The 16,084-nt window shown below is 64.2% G+C and carries 18 protein-coding genes; 7 read left to right on the forward strand and 11 right to left on the reverse strand.

Annotation, left to right across the window (positions count from 1 at the left end; genetic code table 11):
- Nucleotides 1-101: 101 nt before the first annotated feature.
- Genes L8F45_RS02005 through L8F45_RS02015 form a run of 3 tightly spaced genes read right to left on the reverse strand, consistent with a single transcriptional unit; the run spans nt 102 to nt 1,673 of the window.
- Complete coding sequence (locus L8F45_RS02005) at nt 102-815, reverse strand: aquaporin (protein WP_342361212.1); 714 nt, start codon at nt 813-815, stop codon at nt 102-104.
- Entirely contained in the window at nt 812-1,327 is a 516-nt protein-coding gene (locus L8F45_RS02010; protein ID WP_342361213.1) for an arsenate reductase ArsC, read from the reverse strand. The genes L8F45_RS02005 and L8F45_RS02010 overlap by 4 nt, the downstream gene beginning before the upstream one ends.
- Nucleotides 1,320-1,673 carry an ArsR/SmtB family transcription factor gene (locus tag L8F45_RS02015; RefSeq protein ID WP_342361214.1) on the reverse strand — a complete coding sequence of 118 codons (354 nt, stop codon included), beginning with the start codon at nt 1,671-1,673 and terminating at the stop codon, nt 1,320-1,322. Before L8F45_RS02015 ends, L8F45_RS02010 begins: the two co-directional genes overlap by 8 nt.
- Before the next feature lie 42 nt (nt 1,674-1,715).
- Here L8F45_RS02015 and L8F45_RS02020 point away from each other — a divergent pair, with 42 nt between their 5' ends.
- From L8F45_RS02020 to L8F45_RS02045, 6 genes are all read left to right on the forward strand, one after another.
- Nucleotides 1,716-2,240 (forward strand): DUF6428 family protein, encoded by a 525-nt coding sequence (locus L8F45_RS02020; protein WP_342361215.1) that lies wholly within the window; start codon nt 1,716-1,718, stop codon nt 2,238-2,240.
- A gap of 159 nt (nt 2,241-2,399) precedes the next feature.
- Nucleotides 2,400-3,809: an MATE family efflux transporter gene (locus L8F45_RS02025; protein ID WP_342361216.1), complete on the forward strand. Its 1,410-nt coding sequence runs from the start codon at nt 2,400-2,402 to the stop codon at nt 3,807-3,809.
- 214 nt (nt 3,810-4,023) lie between these two features.
- Nucleotides 4,024-4,548: a ubiquinol-cytochrome c reductase iron-sulfur subunit gene (petA, locus tag L8F45_RS02030; RefSeq protein WP_342361217.1), complete on the forward strand. Its 525-nt coding sequence runs from the start codon at nt 4,024-4,026 to the stop codon at nt 4,546-4,548.
- 14 nt (nt 4,549-4,562) lie between these two features.
- On the forward strand, nt 4,563-5,843 hold the full coding sequence (locus L8F45_RS02035; RefSeq protein WP_342361218.1) for a cytochrome b: 1,281 nt from the start codon (nt 4,563-4,565) through the stop codon (nt 5,841-5,843).
- A 24-nt stretch (nt 5,844-5,867) separates the two neighbouring features.
- Nucleotides 5,868-6,725 (forward strand): cytochrome c1, encoded by an 858-nt coding sequence (locus L8F45_RS02040; RefSeq protein ID WP_342361219.1) that lies wholly within the window; start codon nt 5,868-5,870, stop codon nt 6,723-6,725.
- 118 nt (nt 6,726-6,843) lie between these two features.
- The gene (locus L8F45_RS02045) at nt 6,844-7,377 is read left to right on the forward strand and encodes a gamma carbonic anhydrase family protein (RefSeq protein WP_342361220.1); all 534 of its coding nucleotides are present in this window, start codon (nt 6,844-6,846) and stop codon (nt 7,375-7,377) included.
- 291 nt (nt 7,378-7,668) lie between these two features.
- Here L8F45_RS02045 and L8F45_RS02050 read toward each other — a convergent pair whose 3' ends face one another.
- From L8F45_RS02050 to L8F45_RS02060, 3 genes are all read right to left on the reverse strand, one after another.
- Nucleotides 7,669-8,088, reverse strand: a complete 420-nt coding sequence (locus L8F45_RS02050) for a hypothetical protein (RefSeq protein ID WP_342361221.1) — start codon at nt 8,086-8,088, stop codon at nt 7,669-7,671.
- A gap of 109 nt (nt 8,089-8,197) precedes the next feature.
- Complete coding sequence (locus L8F45_RS02055) at nt 8,198-8,602, reverse strand: hypothetical protein (protein WP_342361222.1); 405 nt, start codon at nt 8,600-8,602, stop codon at nt 8,198-8,200.
- Between the two features lie 98 nt (nt 8,603-8,700).
- The gene (locus tag L8F45_RS02060) at nt 8,701-9,504 is read right to left on the reverse strand and encodes a penicillin-binding transpeptidase domain-containing protein (RefSeq protein WP_342361223.1); all 804 of its coding nucleotides are present in this window, start codon (nt 9,502-9,504) and stop codon (nt 8,701-8,703) included.
- A gap of 322 nt (nt 9,505-9,826) precedes the next feature.
- Between L8F45_RS02060 and L8F45_RS02065 the strand changes: the two genes are divergently transcribed.
- Entirely contained in the window at nt 9,827-10,483 is a 657-nt protein-coding gene (locus L8F45_RS02065) for a DUF1684 domain-containing protein (RefSeq protein WP_342361224.1), read from the forward strand.
- A gap of 66 nt (nt 10,484-10,549) precedes the next feature.
- Here the strand turns inward: L8F45_RS02065 and uvrB are convergent, their stop codons facing one another.
- The 5 genes from uvrB to L8F45_RS02090 form a co-directional block, all read right to left on the reverse strand.
- Complete coding sequence (gene uvrB, locus L8F45_RS02070; RefSeq protein WP_342361225.1) at nt 10,550-13,378, reverse strand: excinuclease ABC subunit UvrB; 2,829 nt, start codon at nt 13,376-13,378, stop codon at nt 10,550-10,552.
- Between the two features lie 75 nt (nt 13,379-13,453).
- The gene (locus L8F45_RS02075) at nt 13,454-14,224 is read right to left on the reverse strand and encodes an anti-sigma factor family protein (protein ID WP_342361226.1); all 771 of its coding nucleotides are present in this window, start codon (nt 14,222-14,224) and stop codon (nt 13,454-13,456) included.
- Nucleotides 14,221-14,769, reverse strand: coding sequence for a sigma-70 family RNA polymerase sigma factor (locus L8F45_RS02080; protein WP_342361227.1), 549 nt, complete (start codon nt 14,767-14,769; stop codon nt 14,221-14,223). The genes L8F45_RS02075 and L8F45_RS02080 overlap by 4 nt, the downstream gene beginning before the upstream one ends.
- 27 nt (nt 14,770-14,796) lie before the next feature.
- Nucleotides 14,797-15,138: a cupredoxin domain-containing protein gene (locus L8F45_RS02085; protein WP_342361228.1), complete on the reverse strand. Its 342-nt coding sequence runs from the start codon at nt 15,136-15,138 to the stop codon at nt 14,797-14,799.
- 11 nt (nt 15,139-15,149) lie between these two features.
- Nucleotides 15,150-16,082, reverse strand: coding sequence for a metallophosphoesterase family protein (locus L8F45_RS02090; protein ID WP_342361229.1), 933 nt, complete (start codon nt 16,080-16,082; stop codon nt 15,150-15,152).
- Between the last annotated feature and the right edge of the window lie 2 nt (nt 16,083-16,084).

The raw sequence follows: 16,084 nt of genomic DNA on the forward strand, positions 1-16,084 counted from the left end.
GGTTTCCGCCTGTGAGCGGGCGAGCGGCCGCTCAGGCCTCGGCGCGTTGTCCCGACGCGCGCGATCGGCCCGGCGAACCGGCTTGCGAACCGCAATCGCTATCAGTCCGCTGTTTCGGTTAGCGTCCTGTTAACGATGCGGGGCTGCGGCGTTTCATCCACAGGCCAGAGGAAGCTGCGCATCGCCAGTGCGGCGGCGGCCCCGGCAAGTTGAGCCAGGATGAAAGGAACGACGCCTGCAGGCGCGATGCCGGCAAAGGTGTCCGACAAGGCGCGCGCGATGGTCACCGCCGGATTGGCGAAGGATGTGGAGGCGGTGAACCAGTAGGCGGAGGCGATGTAGAGTGCGACGGCGGGGGGAATAGTGGATGGCGAGCGCGCCGAGGCGCCAAAGATCGTCAGCAGCAGTCCGAACGTCGCGACGCCTTCGGCGAACCATTGCGATGGCCCGAACCGTACGGTGGTCGAGAACTGCAGCAGCGGCAGGTCGAACATCGCATGGGCCGCGAAGACGCCAGTGATTGCCCCAACGATTTGAGCCGCGAGATAGGCGCCAGCGTCCCGCCATTTCATTTCGCCGCGCATCGCCATGGCGAGGCTCACCGCCGGATTGAAATGCGCGCCGGAGATCGGCTGGAAGATCAGGATCAACACGGCGAGCATCGCTGCCGTCGCGAGAGTGTTGGCGAGCAGCGCGATGGCGACGTTTCCGCCCGCGAGTTTCGCCGCCATGATTCCTGATCCGACCACGGCGGCGAGCAGGAAAGCCGAGCCAAGCGTCTCAGCGAGAGTCCGGCGCGCGAGCGTCGCGGTCATTTGCTGTCAGTCGCGCCTTCGAGCCGGCCGATCTCGCGCAGGCGGTTGGCGAGGGCGATTTCATCGAGTGATTTCACCGGGAGCGCCAGAAAAACGTCGATGCGATTCTTGAGAAACTTGAACGCGCGATTGAAGGCGCGCTGTTTCTCGACGTCGGAGCCTTCGACATGAGACGGATCTTCAACGCCCCAATGCGCAGTCATGGGATGGCCAGGCCACACGGGACAGGTTTCGCCCGCTGCGTCATCGCAAACGGTGAAAATGAAATCCATGTGCGGCGCGCCGGCGCCAGCGAATTCGTCCCAGCTCTTCGAGCGGAATCCTTCGGTCGGATAATCGAGCGCGGCCAGCGTCGTGAGAGCGAGCGGATTGACGCTCCCCTTCGGCTCGCTGCCGGCGGACCAGGCGTTGAAGCGTCCGGCCCCGTCTTTTCTGAGAATGCTTTCGGCAAGAATCGAACGCGCCGAATTGCCGGTGCAGAGAAACAGAACGTTGAAGGGATGGTCAGTCACAGCAGGCGGTCTCCGCTGGCGCGCAAGCCGCCGCAGCGAGCGCCGGCGCGCAGATTTCAGGACGTCCCGCGCAGCAATCCTGCATCAGGAAGCGGATGAGATCGGTCAGCTTCTCAAAGGCGGCGGCGTAGACGATCGAGCGCGCCGCGCGTCGCGCCGCGACGAGTCCCGCCCGCTCCAGCTCCTTGAGATGGAAGGAAGCGTTCGACGCCGTCACCTCCATGGCCTCTCCGATCGCGCCGGCGGCGATCCCGTCCGGGCCCGCCTGGACCAGCAGACGGAGGATGCGCAGCCGGGTCTCCTGAGAGAGCGCCCCGAATGCGACGAGCGCTTGACGTTCGTCCATATTTTGATGATCCTAAAAATATCAAAATGAGGAGTAGCGGAGATGATCGAATCCGACAAGCGGGAAATTCCGGAGCTTCAGGCGTCGAACGATCTGCCGCTTGGCGCGCTGCTTGATCTGTTCTCGGCCCATGCGGGAGCGCCGCTGGTCTTCAACTATCAAGGGCGGAGCGTGAAGCCGGGCTATCACGTCACCGAGGTCAAGGCCGGGCGTTTCGAGGGGCTCGATTGCGGCGCCAATCCGGAAGCCTGGTCGGAAGTCTTCGTGCAGCTATGGGATGTGGACGAAAGCGGCAGAACTCATATGCCGGCGGGGAAATTCGCAGCGATCATTGGCAAGGTCGCCGCTCATACGCCGCTCGATCCCGCCGCCAAACTGACTTTCGAGGTCAGCGACGGCGTGCGCCCGATCGCGCTCCATCGGGCGGCGTCCGCCCGTCTTGCCGGCGATGCGATTCATGTCGCGCTTGAACCACGTGCAGCGAGCTGCAAGCCAAGGGATCGCTGGCTGGAAGCGCAAAGCACGCTGTCGGGGTGTTGCGCGCCCCGCGCCGCCTGCTGCGCCTGAGAGCCTCGAAAGCGCGCAAGGAAAATAATCCTTGACAGCGTGACGCTGCTGAGGCATGAATGGGCGACGCTCCGCCATTGCGCCCAGCTCCGGGCCGCGCATAGCCGCCTCCCGCCCAAACTCTAGGCAACCCTTGGGAAAGCCGGCACAAGGCCGGCCATGCTGCAGCCGACTCCACCAGGCCGGACGGGCGCCGCCCGCTGGCGACAGGAGCTTGTCGCCACGCTGAAGCTCGCCTGGCCGCTGATCCTGGGCAATTTCGCCCAGAACATGCTGACCTTCGTCGACCTGATCCTGCTGGGTTGGATCGGATCGCGCGCGCTCGCCGCCGGCGCGCTCGGGACCAATCTCTATTTCGCGACCTTCATCTTCGGCATCGGCGTCACCGCCGCTGTCGCGCCGTTGCTGGCCGAAGAGCTTGGGGCGCGGAAACATTCGGTGCGCGAGGTCCGGCGCAGCGTGCGGCAGGGCTTCTGGGTGTCGGTCTCGATCTCTGTTCCGATCTGGATCGCGCTCTGGAATGGCGAATCGATCCTGCGCGCCTTCGGGCAGGAGCCCGACCTCGCCCATGAGGCCGGCCGCTATCTCCATGCGCTGCAATGGTCGACGCTGCCGGGGCTCGGCTTTCTCGTGCTGCGCCAGTTCCTCGCGGCGCGAGAGAGGCCAAGATGGGCGCTGGCGATCCAGGTCGTCGCGCTGCCCGTGAACGCCTTCCTCGCCTGGGCGCTGATCTTCGGCCATTTCGGCCTGCCGGAATTGGGGCTGGTCGGCGCCGGTCTCGCGACCACCATCGTCAGTTGGCTCGCCTTCTTCGCGATCGCGGCCGTAGTTGCGCTCGACAGGAGCTTCCGCCGCTATCACCTGTTCGGCCGCTTCTGGCGCGCCGACTGGCCGCGCTATGGCAAGCTATGGGCGATCGGGTTGCCGATCGGGCTGACGCTGTTGTTTGAGGTGACGATCTTCAGCGCCGCGACCTTCGTCATGGGCCGGCTCGGAGCGGCCGAGCTCGCGGCGCACGCCATCGCGCTGCAGATCGCTTCGGCGTCCTTCATGGTGCCGATGGGGCTGTCGCAGGCGGCGACGGTTCGGGTCGGCCTGTCCTTTGGCGCGCGCGACCCTGAAGGCATCGGCCGCGCCGGCTGGACGGCCTTTGCGCTCACCATGGCCTATATGTCGGCGTCCGCGATCATCCTGATGGTCATTCCGGCGACGCTTGCGGGGCTCTTCCTCGATTCGGCAAATCCGGCGAATGCGGCCGTGCTCGGATTCGCGGTGGCCTATCTCCTGATCGCGGCCCTGTTCCAGCTCGTCGACGGCGCGCAGTCGGTGGCGGCCGGCATGCTTCGCGGTTTGCAGGACACGCGCTGGCCGATGGTGATCGCGCTCGTCGGCTACTGGCTCATCGGCGCGCCGCTGGGCGTGGCGCTGGCGTTCGGCACCAATCTCAGGGGCAGCGGCGTCTGGATCGGCCTTGCGACGGGGCTCGCCGTCGTCGCGCTCGCGCTGATGGCGCGCTGGATGGCGCGCGAGCAGCTCGGACTTGATCGTTCGCCGGCGACGCTCGCGTGACGTCAAGACCTTAAAGCGACGCCCTTCGAGGAGTGACTTTGCGCCGCGCTTTTCACGCGGCCGTGAATATGGACAGCATATTGGAGCCATGCCAAACAGCCCGGCGGCGAGGGGTCTGATCGACGCTTTCGCCAAGCCGATTCCATTGCTTTCGCCGGTTGTCCGACGGGCGAAGAAGGCCCGCCCGGGCCGCTTGAGACTAGGGTGTTGATCCGTGGCCACGACCACCGCCGAACCGACCCGCCGGGATTTCCTCTATATTGCCACCGGCGCCGCCGCTGCGGTGGGAACCGCCGCCGTCGTCTGGCCCTTCATCAGCTCGATGCGCCCCGATGCGGCGACGCTGGCCGCCGGCGCGCCGGTTGATTTCGATCTCGCTCCTGTCGCCGAAGGCCAGATCGTCAAGCTGTTCTGGCGCGGCAAGCTGATCTTCGTTCGCAACCGGACGCAGAAGGAGATCGACGAGGCGCGCGCCGTCGATATCAACACGCTGATCGATCCGCAGTCCGATCAGGACCGGGTCAAGGCGGGCAAGGACAAGTGGCTGATCGTCTACGGCAACTGCACCCATCTCGGCTGCATCCCGCTTGGGCATGAGGGCAATTACGAGGGCTGGTTCTGTCCGTGCCACGGATCGCAGTACGACACGTCGGGCCGCGTCCGCGTCGGGCCGGCGCCGCTGAACCTGCCGATTCCGCCTTACGCATTCACTTCCGATACGAAAATCCGCATCGGCTGACGGACCAGAGAACAATGAGCGGTCATTCCTCCTACGTCCCCAGCAACGGCTTCACGCGCTGGATCGATTCGCGCCTGCCGATCATCCGGCTGGTGCATGACACCGCGGTCTCCTATCCGGTGCCGCGCAATCTCAACTATTTCTGGACCTTCGGCGGCATCCTCACCTTCATGCTGGTCGCGCAGATCGTGACCGGCGTGGTGCTCGTGATGCACTACACGCCGCATGCGGAGATGGCCTTCACGTCGGTCGAGATGATCATGCGCGACGTGAACTATGGCTGGCTGATCCGCTATCTCCACTCGAACGGCGCGTCGATGTTCTTCCTCGCCGTCTACATCCACATCTTCCGCGGCATGTATTACGGCTCCTACAAGGCGCCCCGCGAGATCCTGTGGATCCTCGGCGTCGTCATCTTCCTGCTGATGATGGCCGCGGCCTTCATGGGCTACGTGCTTCCTTGGGGCCAGATGAGCTTCTGGGGCGCGACCGTCATCACCAACCTGCTCGGCGCGCTGCCTGTCGTTGGCGAGACGATCCTGTCGCTGCTGTGGGGCGGCTACTCCGTCGACAATCCGACGCTGAACCGCTTCTTCTCGCTGCATTATCTCATCCCGTTCATGATCGCTGGCGTGGTGATCCTGCACATCTGGGCGCTGCATCATGTCGGACAGAACAATCCGACCGGCGTCGAGGTGAAGGACGTCCGCAAGGACACCGTGCCGTTCACGCCCTACGCCACCGTCAAGGACGTGTTCGCGATGGTGTGCTTCTGCGTCGTGTTCGCGTGGTTCGTGTTCTACACGCCGAACTTCCTCGGCCATGCCGACAACTATGTCCGCGCCAATCCGGCGGCGACGCCGGCGCATATCGTGCCTGAATGGTACTTCCTGCCGTTCTACGCGATCCTGCGCGCGATCCCGTCGAAGCTCGGCGGCGTGCTCTTCATGTTCGGCTCGATCGCGATCCTCGCTTTCCTGCCCTGGATCGACACGTCGCGCGTGCGCTCGATGGACTATCGTCCGGTGGCGAAAGTGTTCTTCTGGGCCTTCGTGATCGACGCGATCCTGCTCGGCTGGCTCGGCGCCAAGCCGGCGGAAGGCGGCTACATCATCATGGCGCGCATCTGCACCTTCTATTACTTCGCCTACTTCGCCATCCTTCTCGTGCTCGGCCTGTTCGAGACGCCGAAGAAGCTTCCTGCTTCGATCGCCGATTCGGTGCTCGCGAGCAGCAAGGGCCATGGCGCGCCGGTGCTCGCCGGCGCTGCGGCTGCGCCGCAGACGAAGGGTTGAGGCGGGTCGGGGCCGAGAACAATCATGTCGATCAACAAGCTTTTCGCCGCCGCCGCGCTGTTCATCGCTGTCAGCGCTCCCGCCTTCGCTCAGGAGCATGGCGCGCCTGAGCCGCCGCAGCAGAGCTGGAGCTTCTCCGGGCCGTTCGGGAAATTCGACCGCGCGCAGTTGCAGCGCGGCTTCAAGGTCTATCGCGAGGTCTGCTCGACCTGCCATTCGCTGCAGCTCGTGTCGTTCCGCAACCTTGAGCAGGAAGGCGGGCCGGAATTCAGCGAGGCGCAGGTGAAGGCGCTGGCGGCCGAATACAAGATCGCGACGACCGACGACAACGGCCAGCCGACAGAACGCCCCGGCATGCCGTCTGACACGTTCCCGCTGGTCTATCCGAACGAGAAGGCCGCGCGCGCGACCAATGGCGGCGCGCTGCCGCCCGACATGTCGCTGCTGGCCAAGGCGCGCACCTATGAGCGCGGCTTCCCGCGCTTCATCTTCGACATCTTCACCCAGTATCAAGAGCAGGGACCGGACTATATCGTCGGCATCCTGACCGGCTACGAGGAAGCGCCGAAGGATGTGAAGCTGCAGCCCGGCCAGTTCTACAACAAGTACATGCCCGGCCATCTGATCTCGATGCGCCCGCCGTTGGAGAACGGCCGCGTCGAATATCCCAAGATGCCCGACGGCAAGCCGCAGGCGCCTGAAACCACAGAGCAGTACGCGAAGGACGTTGTGACGTTCCTCGTCTGGGCCGCCGAGCCGCACCTCGAGGCGCGCAAGTCGCTTGGCCTCAGGGTGATGCTGTTCCTCATCGTCTTCGCCGGCCTGCTTTATTTCACGAAGAAGCGCGTCTGGGCGAGCGCCCACGATCCGGCGCACGCCTGAGACCATTTCTCAGCGAGAAATCGATCGAACGCCCGGCGGAAGCCGGGCGTTTTCTTTTGCGGGTCGAGTAAGATCGTTGCATGGATCGTCGCAACAGAAAGGCGACAGCGAGGTCGACATGCCGCTCTATTCGCTCGACGGGCACGCGCCCGAGATCGCCGACCCCGCGCGCTTCTATCTCGCGCCGGACGCGCATGTGATCGGCCGCGTCCGCATCGGGCTCGATGTCAGCGTCTGGTTCGGCGCGGTCGTGCGCGGCGACAATGATCTCATCATCATCGGCGACGAGACCAATATCCAGGATGGCTGCGTGCTGCATGTCGATCCCGGCGTTCCCCTGACGCTGGGCCGCAATGTCACGGTCGGCCACAAGGCGATCCTGCATGGCTGCGTGATCGGCGACGGCGCGCTGATCGGCATGGGCGCGACCGTTCTCGACGGCGCGAGGATCGGCGCAGGTTCGCTGGTGGGCGCCGGCGCGCTCGTCACCGAAGGCAAGGAATTTCCCGAACGCTCGTTGATCGTCGGCTCGCCGGCGAAGGCGATCCGCCAGCTCGATGACGCCGCTGTCGCGAATGTGGCGCGGCTGTCGGACAATTATGTCCGCAACGGCAAGAGGTTTCGCGCGGGGTTGAAGCTGATCGGGGATTGAGGCGGGATTTCAGAAATCAAAAATATGCCGCTTCGCGGAGTCTTTCGCAGGCCCTCGGTCTTCATTCCGTTCGCTGCGCTCACTTCATGAAACCGGGGACGGAGAGAGCTTCAGTGTGGAAGAATGAAGCTGTCATCGTCCCCGGAACGGTGGAGCGAAACGAAGTGAAGCGGAACCGTGTCCGGGGCCCAGCGAAAGAATCCGCGAAGCGACTTCAAAACATTACAACTGCCTTGCGCACGCGCTCATGCGTTTCAACGGAGCAAATATTCAATCTCAAACCATCAAACGTCAGAACAGCGGCTTGTCGGCCGTCACCGTCACGAGGTTCTGCACGCGCGTGGTGGCGCGCTGGCCGCGCAGTTCATACACCATCACGAATTCAAAATAATCCGTGCCGACATAGCCCTTGGCTGGAATATAGGCCTGCGCGGACGGGTTCGATTTTCCGAAGATTCCATGTTTCGGGCGCACCGTCGTCTGGATGTCGAGGATCACGCTGTCGCTCATGGTCTGAAAGCGGCAGCCAGTATCCTTTTGCACATTGACCCGGCGCTGCACCGTGCAGCCGTCGCACAGGCTGTAGCGCTGAATCGTGCAGGTGTCGTCTTGCGCGAGCGCCTGCTGCGACAATGCGAGCAGGCCCGCGATGAGAGCGAGACGCGCATTGTATTTCGGCCGCGGCGACCGCACGGAGAAAAGCTTCATCATCTCCACCTCCAGCGTCTGTCGGCGCCGCGCCGTTGCGGGCCGAAAAGCTCACCGGACGCCGGGCGCTTCGCCCGACCCACGATGAGCCTAAACGATCGGAGCAATGACTTCAAAAAACCGGACGCTCGGCCGTGACCTTCACATGATTGCGGATGAGAGCCGAACCATGCTTGCCCAAGGTCTCGAAGGTGATGACATATTCAAAATAGTCGGCGCCGACATAATTCTGCGCGGCGACATAGGCCTGATTGGACAGGCTCGCCGTGCCGAAGACGCCATGCTTCGGAAACACGATGGTCTTCAGATTCGTGATCACGCCATCGCTGCGATGTTCGATCTTGCAGCCGCCGCCACTCTGCACGGACATGCGCCGCGTGACGGTGCAGCCATCGCAAACCCTGATATCCTGGATCTGGCAGGCTTCCTGCGCGGAAGCGGCGCCGGCGATCGCAAGAAGCGCAGCCGCAGCGATCGCGCGCGGCGCCGTCCTCTTCGCAAGCCTCGGGCTCGTCATTGTCCTGATCCAATCGGAATCTTGCACAGTGACGAGAGCATAGCGCGCATACGCGCATCTGAACGTGCGACGACGCACGCGACGTTTGCGCGAGGCCGCTAGACGACTCCGGCCTCGCTCAGCGCCTCCTTCACCAGACGATAGCGCGCCTCGGCATGCTCGCGTTTCGGCATGTCCATGTTGAGCGCGATCAGCACGACGTCCTCTCCGCGTTGCGCGAAGCCGATCCACCAGCCGGTCGCAGGCGATTGCGAATAGACCCAGCCCGACTTGCCGTGAATCGAGGTCTCGCCGATCTTCTCGATGAACATCGCCTGCTCGGTCAGCGCATTCGCGCGTGGCGACACGCCAAGCGTTTTCATGACGAGGCGGCGCAGGAACTTCACCTGCTCGATCGCCGAGATGCGCAACGCGCCATCGAGCCAGAAACTGTCGAGCGGACCGCCGACATCGGCGTTGCCGTAATCGAATTTCGTCAGCCAGTCCTTGTAGGCTTCCGCGCCAATGCGGCGCGCCAGCTCCTGATAGACGGGAACGCAGGAATTCTTGAACGCGGTTTCCAAATTAATGTCGGCCTCGCACGCCTTCGGCAGGAAGGGCTTGCCTTCGACGAGAAAAGGCCGGCCGGAATATTTGAATATTTCCTGATCGAGATCCTTCGCGGCGCCGGTCTGCAAAGCGATCATCGTGTTCGGAATCTTGAAGGTTGAGCCGGGGAGATATCCCGCCTTCGCGCGATCGCCGTTCGCGATCAGCAATCCGCCGCGATTGGCGTCCTGCAGGATCAGCGTCCCCGATGTTTCGATCTTGTCGAATTTCGCGGTGAAGCCGGGCCAGTCCGCGCCTTTGGAGGTGAGACGCCAATCGGCCGGCGCCTGCGCGGCCGCATGTTTTTGCAGCACAAAGGGCGCCGCAATGGCCACAAAAGAAAGCAACGCGCTCCGACGCGTGAAAGACGACATTTCGGGCCCCATGCAAACAAGAGAAACGATCGCCGCCGGCGTGCGTTCCCTTGCGTACAAAAAAGCGCAAGCATGGCGATGATGCGGCAGGGCCGGGGCGGCTGGCCGCGCCCATCCCGCGCCTTGAATTCGCGTCCTGAACTCTCCATTTCACGGCAGGCGGCGTAAGGCATCATTGTAGGCGCGCATGATTGTGAACAGCCTTTCAAGGAGCCGCCTGTAGCCTTGCCTTAGTCTGACGGAAGCAACGGGACGCCTGATAATGATCGCGACGGCCAGACGAACTGACGTGGAAGAGCAGAGTGACGCGAAGAAGGCCGAGGCTCTCCGATCCTCTTACACATTGTGGGACTGGCGGCGTCAGATATCCGATCTCTATGCGCGCATCCGCGCCATGAGCGACGCCGAAATGGCGGCTGAGCTGTGGCGGACAACGCGCGCCGAGCTCTTTCGCAATCACCCGCAAACTCCTCTCGAGGCGGGCGCGCCGGCGCCGGACTATTTCGACTATGATCCGCGCATGCGCTTCGCGGTGGAGTTGGCGCCCGCGACCAACGATGCTCCTTATCATTTGCCCGTGAGCGACGGGACCGTTCATCTCTCGCCTTTCGCCGAGACCGTCGGGTTGCGATCGACGCTCGGAGGCGAGCTGACGGCTTACTGGATCGACGGCTATGGCGGCGGCGTTTTTCTGCCGTTCCTCGACGCCACCAGCGGAAATGCGACCTATGGAGGCGGGCGTTATCTCCTCGATACGATCAAGGGCGCCGATCTCGGCTGGGCGGAGGATGGGCGCATCATTCTTGATTTCAACTTCGCCTATCATCCCTCCTGCTTTTATTCGCCGCGATGGACCTGTCCCTTGCCGCCGTCATCAAACCGCCTCCGCGCGCGGGTCGAGGCCGGCGAGCGCATATGAGAATTTTCGCAACGCTCGTCTGACGACATCGCGGACAAGCGCGGCGTCATCAGCGCCGCCGAAAAATCACTTCCCTCTTCGCCACCTTTTGCCCTTGTAGCCCGCCGTTCCCGGCGCGGCGCGCGGCGGCTCCTTGCCGAGCGGCTTTTCGCGATCGCTTCCCGGCCCCATCTCGTCGAGCGTTGGTTTGCGCGCGCGCGTCGCAAGAGGCCCGGCTTCGCCGCCGCCGAAATTATGCGGACCCATGTCGGCGTCGGTCGGCTTTCTGACGCGAGAAGAGGGCGGCGGCAAATTTGCGGCGTCGCCGTAGCTTCTTTCACCGGCATAGGAGCCGGCGCGCGCTTCCACATCTGATTGCTTCGCCATTGGGTCGTCGGCAATGGCGAGCTCCGTCGCCTGCAGCCGCTTGATCTCGTCGCGCAGCCGCGCCGCGGTCTCGAATTCGAGATTGGCCGCGGCTTCGCGCATACGCTTCTCGAAATCGGCGATCGTCGCCTTGAGATTGTGCCCGACAAGCGCATCGCCCTTCTTGTCGACGGCGCCCTTGTCGACCGTGACATGGTCGCGCTCATAGACGCTGTTCAGGATGTCGGAAATGTTGCGCTTGATGCTCGCCGGCGTAATGCCGTGCTCGGTGTTGTAGGCCTGCTGCTTCTCGCGACGGCGATTGGTCTCGGCGATGGCGCGCTCCATCGAGCCCGTCATGCCGTCGGCGTAAAGGATGACGCGGCCGTCGACATTGCGCGCGGCGCGGCCGATGGTCTGGATCAGCGACGTCTCGCTGCGCAGAAAGCCTTCCTTGTCGGCGTCGAGAATGGCGACCAGCGCGCATTCCGGAATGTCGAGACCTTCGCGCAGGAGGTTGATGCCAACGAGCACGTCGAACGCGCCGAGCCTGAGGTCGCGCAGAATCTCGATGCGCTCGATCGTGTCGATGTCGCTGTGCATGTAGCGCACGCGCACGCCGTTCTCATGCAGATATTCCGTGAGATGTTCGGCCATGCGCTTGGTCAGCGTGGTGACCAGCGTGCGATAGCCGCGCGCCGCGACCTCCTTCACCTCGTCGAGCAGATCGGCGACCTGATGGCGCGCCGGCCTGATATCGACAGGCGGATCGATGAGGCCCGTCGGGCGGATCACCTGTTCGACGAACACGCCCGCCGCGCGCTCCATCTCCCAGCCGCCGGGCGTCGCCGAGACGTGGACGGTCTGCGGCCGCATCGCCTCCCATTCCTCGAAGCGCAGCGGCCGGTTGTCCATGCAGGAGGGCAGGCGGAAGCCATATTCCGCCAGCGTCGCCTTGCGCCGGAAGTCGCCGCGATACATGCCGCCGATCTGCGGCACGGTGACGTGGCTTTCGTCGGTGAAGACGAGCGCATTGTCGGGAAGATATTCGAACAAAGTTGGCGGCGGCTCGCCCGGCTTGCGGCCGGTGAGATAGCGCGAATAATTCTCGATGCCGTTGCAGGAGCCCGTCGCTTCGAGCATTTCGAGATCGAACACCGTGCGCTGTTCGAGCCGCTGCGATTCAAGCAAACGGCCGGTGCGGTTGAGTTCGCCGAGCCGGCCGCGCAACTCTTCCTTGATGCCCTTGATCGCCTGCGTCAGCGTCGGCCGCGGCGTGACATAATGCGAGTTGGCGTAGACCTTCACGAATTTGAGGTCGCCGGTCTTCTGGCCGGTGAGGGGATCGAACTCCTGAATCGATTCCACTTCGTCGCCGAACAGGCCGACGCGCCAGGCGCGGTCCTCATAGTGCGCCGGGAAAATCTCGACCACGTCGCCGCGCACGCGGAACCAGCCGCGCGCGAAATCGCCCGACGTGCGCTTGTAATGCAGCGCGACGAGATCGGCGATGAGCTGGCGCTGGTCGATGCGGTCGCCGACCTGCACCGTGAAGGTCATCGCCGTATAGGTCTCGACCGAGCCGATGCCGTAGATGCAGGAGACGGAGGCGACGATGATGACATCGTCGCGTTCGAGCAGAGCGCGCGTCGCCGAATGGCGCATGCGGTCGATCTGTTCGTTGATGCTCGACTCCTTCTCGATATAGGTGTCGGAGCGCGGCACATAGGCTTCCGGTTGATAATAGTCGTAGTAGGAGACGAAATATTCGACGGCGTTGTTCGGGAAGAAGCTCTTGAACTCGCCATAGAGCTGGGCGGCGAGCGTCTTGTTCGGCGCGAGGATGAGCGCGGGGCGCTGCGTCTCCTCGATCACCTTCGCCATGGTGAAGGTCTTGCCGGAGCCGGTGACGCCAAGCAGCACCTGATCGCGCTCGAAGCGGCGCACGCCGTCGACCAGTTCAGCGATCGCGGTTGGCTGGTCGCCTGAGGGCGTGAAATCGGTCTCCATCTTGAAGGCGATGCCGCCTTCCATCTTGTCCGGCCTCTCGGGCCGGTGCGGCGTCCAGGCGCGGTTGGGATCGATGAAGGGGCTGCCTTCGCGCAGCCGCGTCTCCAGCGCCTTCGCAGTCGCGTCCGCGCCGCCCATGCCGCCGAACATATGCGCGTCAGGCGCGTCGCTCAGCGCCACCGGGCCGCGCGGGCCGTCCTCGTCGGAGGGGAGGGAGCCCGCGACCGGCACCTCGTCGACCCAGCGCTCGGGCTTGAACTTGCCGCCGCCCTTGCCCCAGCCGCGCGTCTTCGCCGCCGGCGTTTCGAGCCCCAGCGCTTTCGCGAGTTTGGGATCGACATTGCTGACGCCGGAATCAAACGAGGCCTGCGGCGCCTCGCCAAAGCCGCGGTCGGAGGCGGCCGTTCCCGGTCCAGCCGTGCCACGGCCAATGCCGGGGTTGAGCAGGGTGGCGAGATGCTCGTCGAGCGGCTTCAGATGCGGCTTGCTCGCCTTGGCGCGCGTGGGGCGGGCCGGGTCTTTCTTCGGCGTTTTCGGCATGGCCGGAATATGGGTCGAGTCCGCGGCGAAAGCGAGGCCCGCTGCTGACAGGGCATGTCAGCAGCGGCGCATGCGTCAGATATTGGAATTGGCCGCCCGGAACGCCTTGATGAAGCTTTCGAGTTCGGCGGCCTCCACGTCCGACACCACCCAGAAGGCGCGCGCGCCTTCGCGCCACTCCCAGGCGCTGAAGCCGTCGCGCGACAGCCGCCGCGCCGGGCCAGCGGGCCCTTCGGCGGCAAGCACACTCAGGCTGATCAGATGCTCGCGGGCGCGATAGACCAAGGTCGCCACGGGAATTCCGCCTGTTATGTCGACCCGGCCGCCGACCAGCGGAAATCCCTTGTCGGCGAGATCGATGGCGGGAACGGACAGCGCAAGCCGGTTCTCGAACCAGGGACGCACGGTGTGACGGTCGGACGAGGCGACATCGACCGGCGAGGCCGCAAGCAGCGCCCGGCGGTGGTTCGTCACCAGCGCCTCGAGCAGCGCGTCCGGCCGCGACGCGACATGGAGTCCGTAGCTTCCGGCGGCGGCGAGCGCCGCGCCAATGATCGCACCGGCCGCAAGCAGACCAGCCTCGCGGCGCGAGGGCGTTGTCGCGCGCGGCTGCGGCGCATCGGCCATCGCGGCGATCTTGGCGCTCAGCGTATCCGGCGCGCGCAGGCGCGGCAGCTTCGTCGCAATGGCGTCCTTGAGCGCGAGGATGCGGCGATGCTCGTCGGCGAGCGCGGCGTCGATTTCGAGCCGTCGCTCCATGGCGAGCGCCGTCGCGGCGTCGAGTTCGCCATCGGCGTAGGCGTTCAGCAGCAAACGGAGTTCCACGGGATCGGAGGGCAGATTCATGCGGCGCCTCTCGGTCGTGATGCTCCGACGAGTTTTGTCGCCAGCGCATCGCGCGCCCGCGCCAGCCGCGACATCACCGTGCCGATGGGAACGCCCGATACCGCAGCGATTTCGCGATAGCTCAGGCCGTTCACGTCGCGCATGACGAGAGTCTCGCGGAACAAAGGCGGCAGCGCAGCGATCGCCTGTGAAAGCTGCTCCTCCTCGGCCGCCGCGATCAGGATCGTTTCGGGATCGCGCCCGTCGCGCAGGGCCGCGGGCGGATTGGCTTCCGTCGCGGAGAAATCATCGACCAGCACGAGATGGCGCGGCCGGTTTTTCGTCAGCCAATTCATGGCGGCGTTGCGCACGATCGCAAGCAGCCAGGCGCGCGGCTGTGACACCTGCGTCTTCTCAACCGCGCCGAGCGCGCGCACGCAAGCGTCCTGCACGATATCCTCCGCATCAGCCGCGTCGCCGGTCAGCCAGCGCGCAAGCGAGTACGCGTCGTCGAGATGAGGCAGGACGACGCGCTCGAAGAGATCGCTGCGGCTTTTGTCGTTCACAGTTTCAATTCGTTTTCACGTCGTCTTTCACGCCGACACGATCACCGATCCCGTCATATGCGGATGCAGCCCGCAGAAATAATCGTAGGTCCCGGGCGCGGTGAATGTGAAGCGGAAAACCTCGCCGGTGTCGAGCACCGGCGATTTGAACTGCTTGCCCGTGGCGACGATATTGTGCGGGATATCGTCGCGGTTCTCCCAGATCACGGTGGAGCCGACTTTCACTTCGAGCTTCTCGGGCGAGAAGCTGAAATTGTCGATATCGACCTTGATCTCTTCGCTTGCCTGCGCGGCGCGCAAGATTTCAGGCGAAAGCGCCGCGACGACGAAAGCGAGCGCGCCGCGGCGCGTGGAATTCAAATTGCTCATTTCGGAATGTCTCACGCGAGGCTTGTGTCGGTGATGGCGAGTTCGGTCTGTCCCTGCCGATACTGAACGGTGGTGACGCCGAGCATTGTGCGCAGCTTGTCCGCCGGCGTGACCATCGGGCCAGGCGAAGGCGCCTTGCCGGGCTCAGGCTGCGGAAAAGCGGTCGAGCGCGCGGTGTGGAAGACGATGTTGCCTTCCACCTTCTGCATCAATTGATGGATATGGCCGTTGAGCACGGTGACGGAGCCGAAGCGCTTCAACATATCGAGCGCCATCGCGCCGTCGTCGGTGCCCCAGCCCCAGGCGGGATAGACGGTCCAGAGCGGGATATGAGCGAACACCGCGATCGGCGTGGAGTTCGAACGATCCTTGAGATCGGCGGCGAGCCAGGCGAGCTGCTCCGGCCCGAGATAACCGAGGCCGCCGGCCTTCAGATTGAGGACATTGACGAGCCCGATGAAATGCACGCCGCCCTGATCGAAGGAGTACCAGCCGGCGCCTTTCGCATTCTTGCCATAGCGATCGAGATAGGCGCGGCCGTTGGCCTCGTCGATCACGTCATGCTCGCCGGGGACATAGTGAACATCGAGCTTGGCGCGGCCGATGATCTGGTCGGCGTCGTCGAATTCCTTCGCCTTCGAGAGATGCGTGATGTCGCCGGTGTGGATCATGAATTGCGGCTTTGCCGGCGACGCGCCGACCTTGTCGATCGCTTCTTCGAGGGTCTTCAGCGCCTGCGGATTGGCCGCCTTGTCAAAGCCGACATGGCTGTCCGAAATCTGCAGGAAGCTGAAACCACCTTCGGCCGCTTTCGCCTCGCCGAGCAAACGCGACTGCGGCACGCCGCCCGCAACGGTCCAGACGACGCCGGTTCCCGCCCAGATCATGCATTCGAGCGCGTGACGCCTTGTGTGGCCGTCCTCGTGATCATGGTCTCTCGACATGA

It is taken from the genome of Terrirubrum flagellatum, from assembly GCF_022059845.1.
GTDB lineage: Bacteria > Pseudomonadota > Alphaproteobacteria > Rhizobiales > Beijerinckiaceae > Terrirubrum > Terrirubrum flagellatum.

Bases quoted from the DNA above. Each gene is read 5' to 3' on its own strand.
- L8F45_RS02005 (WP_342361212.1), bottom strand. From the start codon at position 815: ATGACCGCGACGCTCGCGCGCCGGACTCTCGCTGAGACGCTTGGCTCG.
- L8F45_RS02015 (WP_342361214.1), bottom strand. From the start codon at position 1,673: ATGGACGAACGTCAAGCGCTCGTCGCATTCGGGGCGCTCTCTCAGGAG.
- L8F45_RS02020 (WP_342361215.1), top strand. From the start codon at position 1,716: ATGATCGAATCCGACAAGCGGGAAATTCCGGAGCTTCAGGCGTCGAAC.
- L8F45_RS02025 (WP_342361216.1), top strand. From the start codon at position 2,400: ATGCTGCAGCCGACTCCACCAGGCCGGACGGGCGCCGCCCGCTGGCGA.
- L8F45_RS02035 (WP_342361218.1), top strand. From the start codon at position 4,563: ATGAGCGGTCATTCCTCCTACGTCCCCAGCAACGGCTTCACGCGCTGG.
- L8F45_RS02040 (WP_342361219.1), top strand. From the start codon at position 5,868: ATGTCGATCAACAAGCTTTTCGCCGCCGCCGCGCTGTTCATCGCTGTC.
- L8F45_RS02045 (WP_342361220.1), top strand. From the start codon at position 6,844: ATGCCGCTCTATTCGCTCGACGGGCACGCGCCCGAGATCGCCGACCCC.
- L8F45_RS02050 (WP_342361221.1), bottom strand. From the start codon at position 8,088: ATGATGAAGCTTTTCTCCGTGCGGTCGCCGCGGCCGAAATACAATGCG.
- L8F45_RS02055 (WP_342361222.1), bottom strand. From the start codon at position 8,602: ATGACGAGCCCGAGGCTTGCGAAGAGGACGGCGCCGCGCGCGATCGCT.
- L8F45_RS02065 (WP_342361224.1), top strand. From the start codon at position 9,827: ATGATCGCGACGGCCAGACGAACTGACGTGGAAGAGCAGAGTGACGCG.
- uvrB (WP_342361225.1), bottom strand. From the start codon at position 13,378: ATGCCGAAAACGCCGAAGAAAGACCCGGCCCGCCCCACGCGCGCCAAG.
- L8F45_RS02075 (WP_342361226.1), bottom strand. From the start codon at position 14,224: ATGAATCTGCCCTCCGATCCCGTGGAACTCCGTTTGCTGCTGAACGCC.
- L8F45_RS02085 (WP_342361228.1), bottom strand. From the start codon at position 15,138: ATGAGCAATTTGAATTCCACGCGCCGCGGCGCGCTCGCTTTCGTCGTC.
- L8F45_RS02090 (WP_342361229.1), bottom strand. From the start codon at position 16,082: ATGTCGAGAGACCATGATCACGAGGACGGCCACACAAGGCGTCACGCG.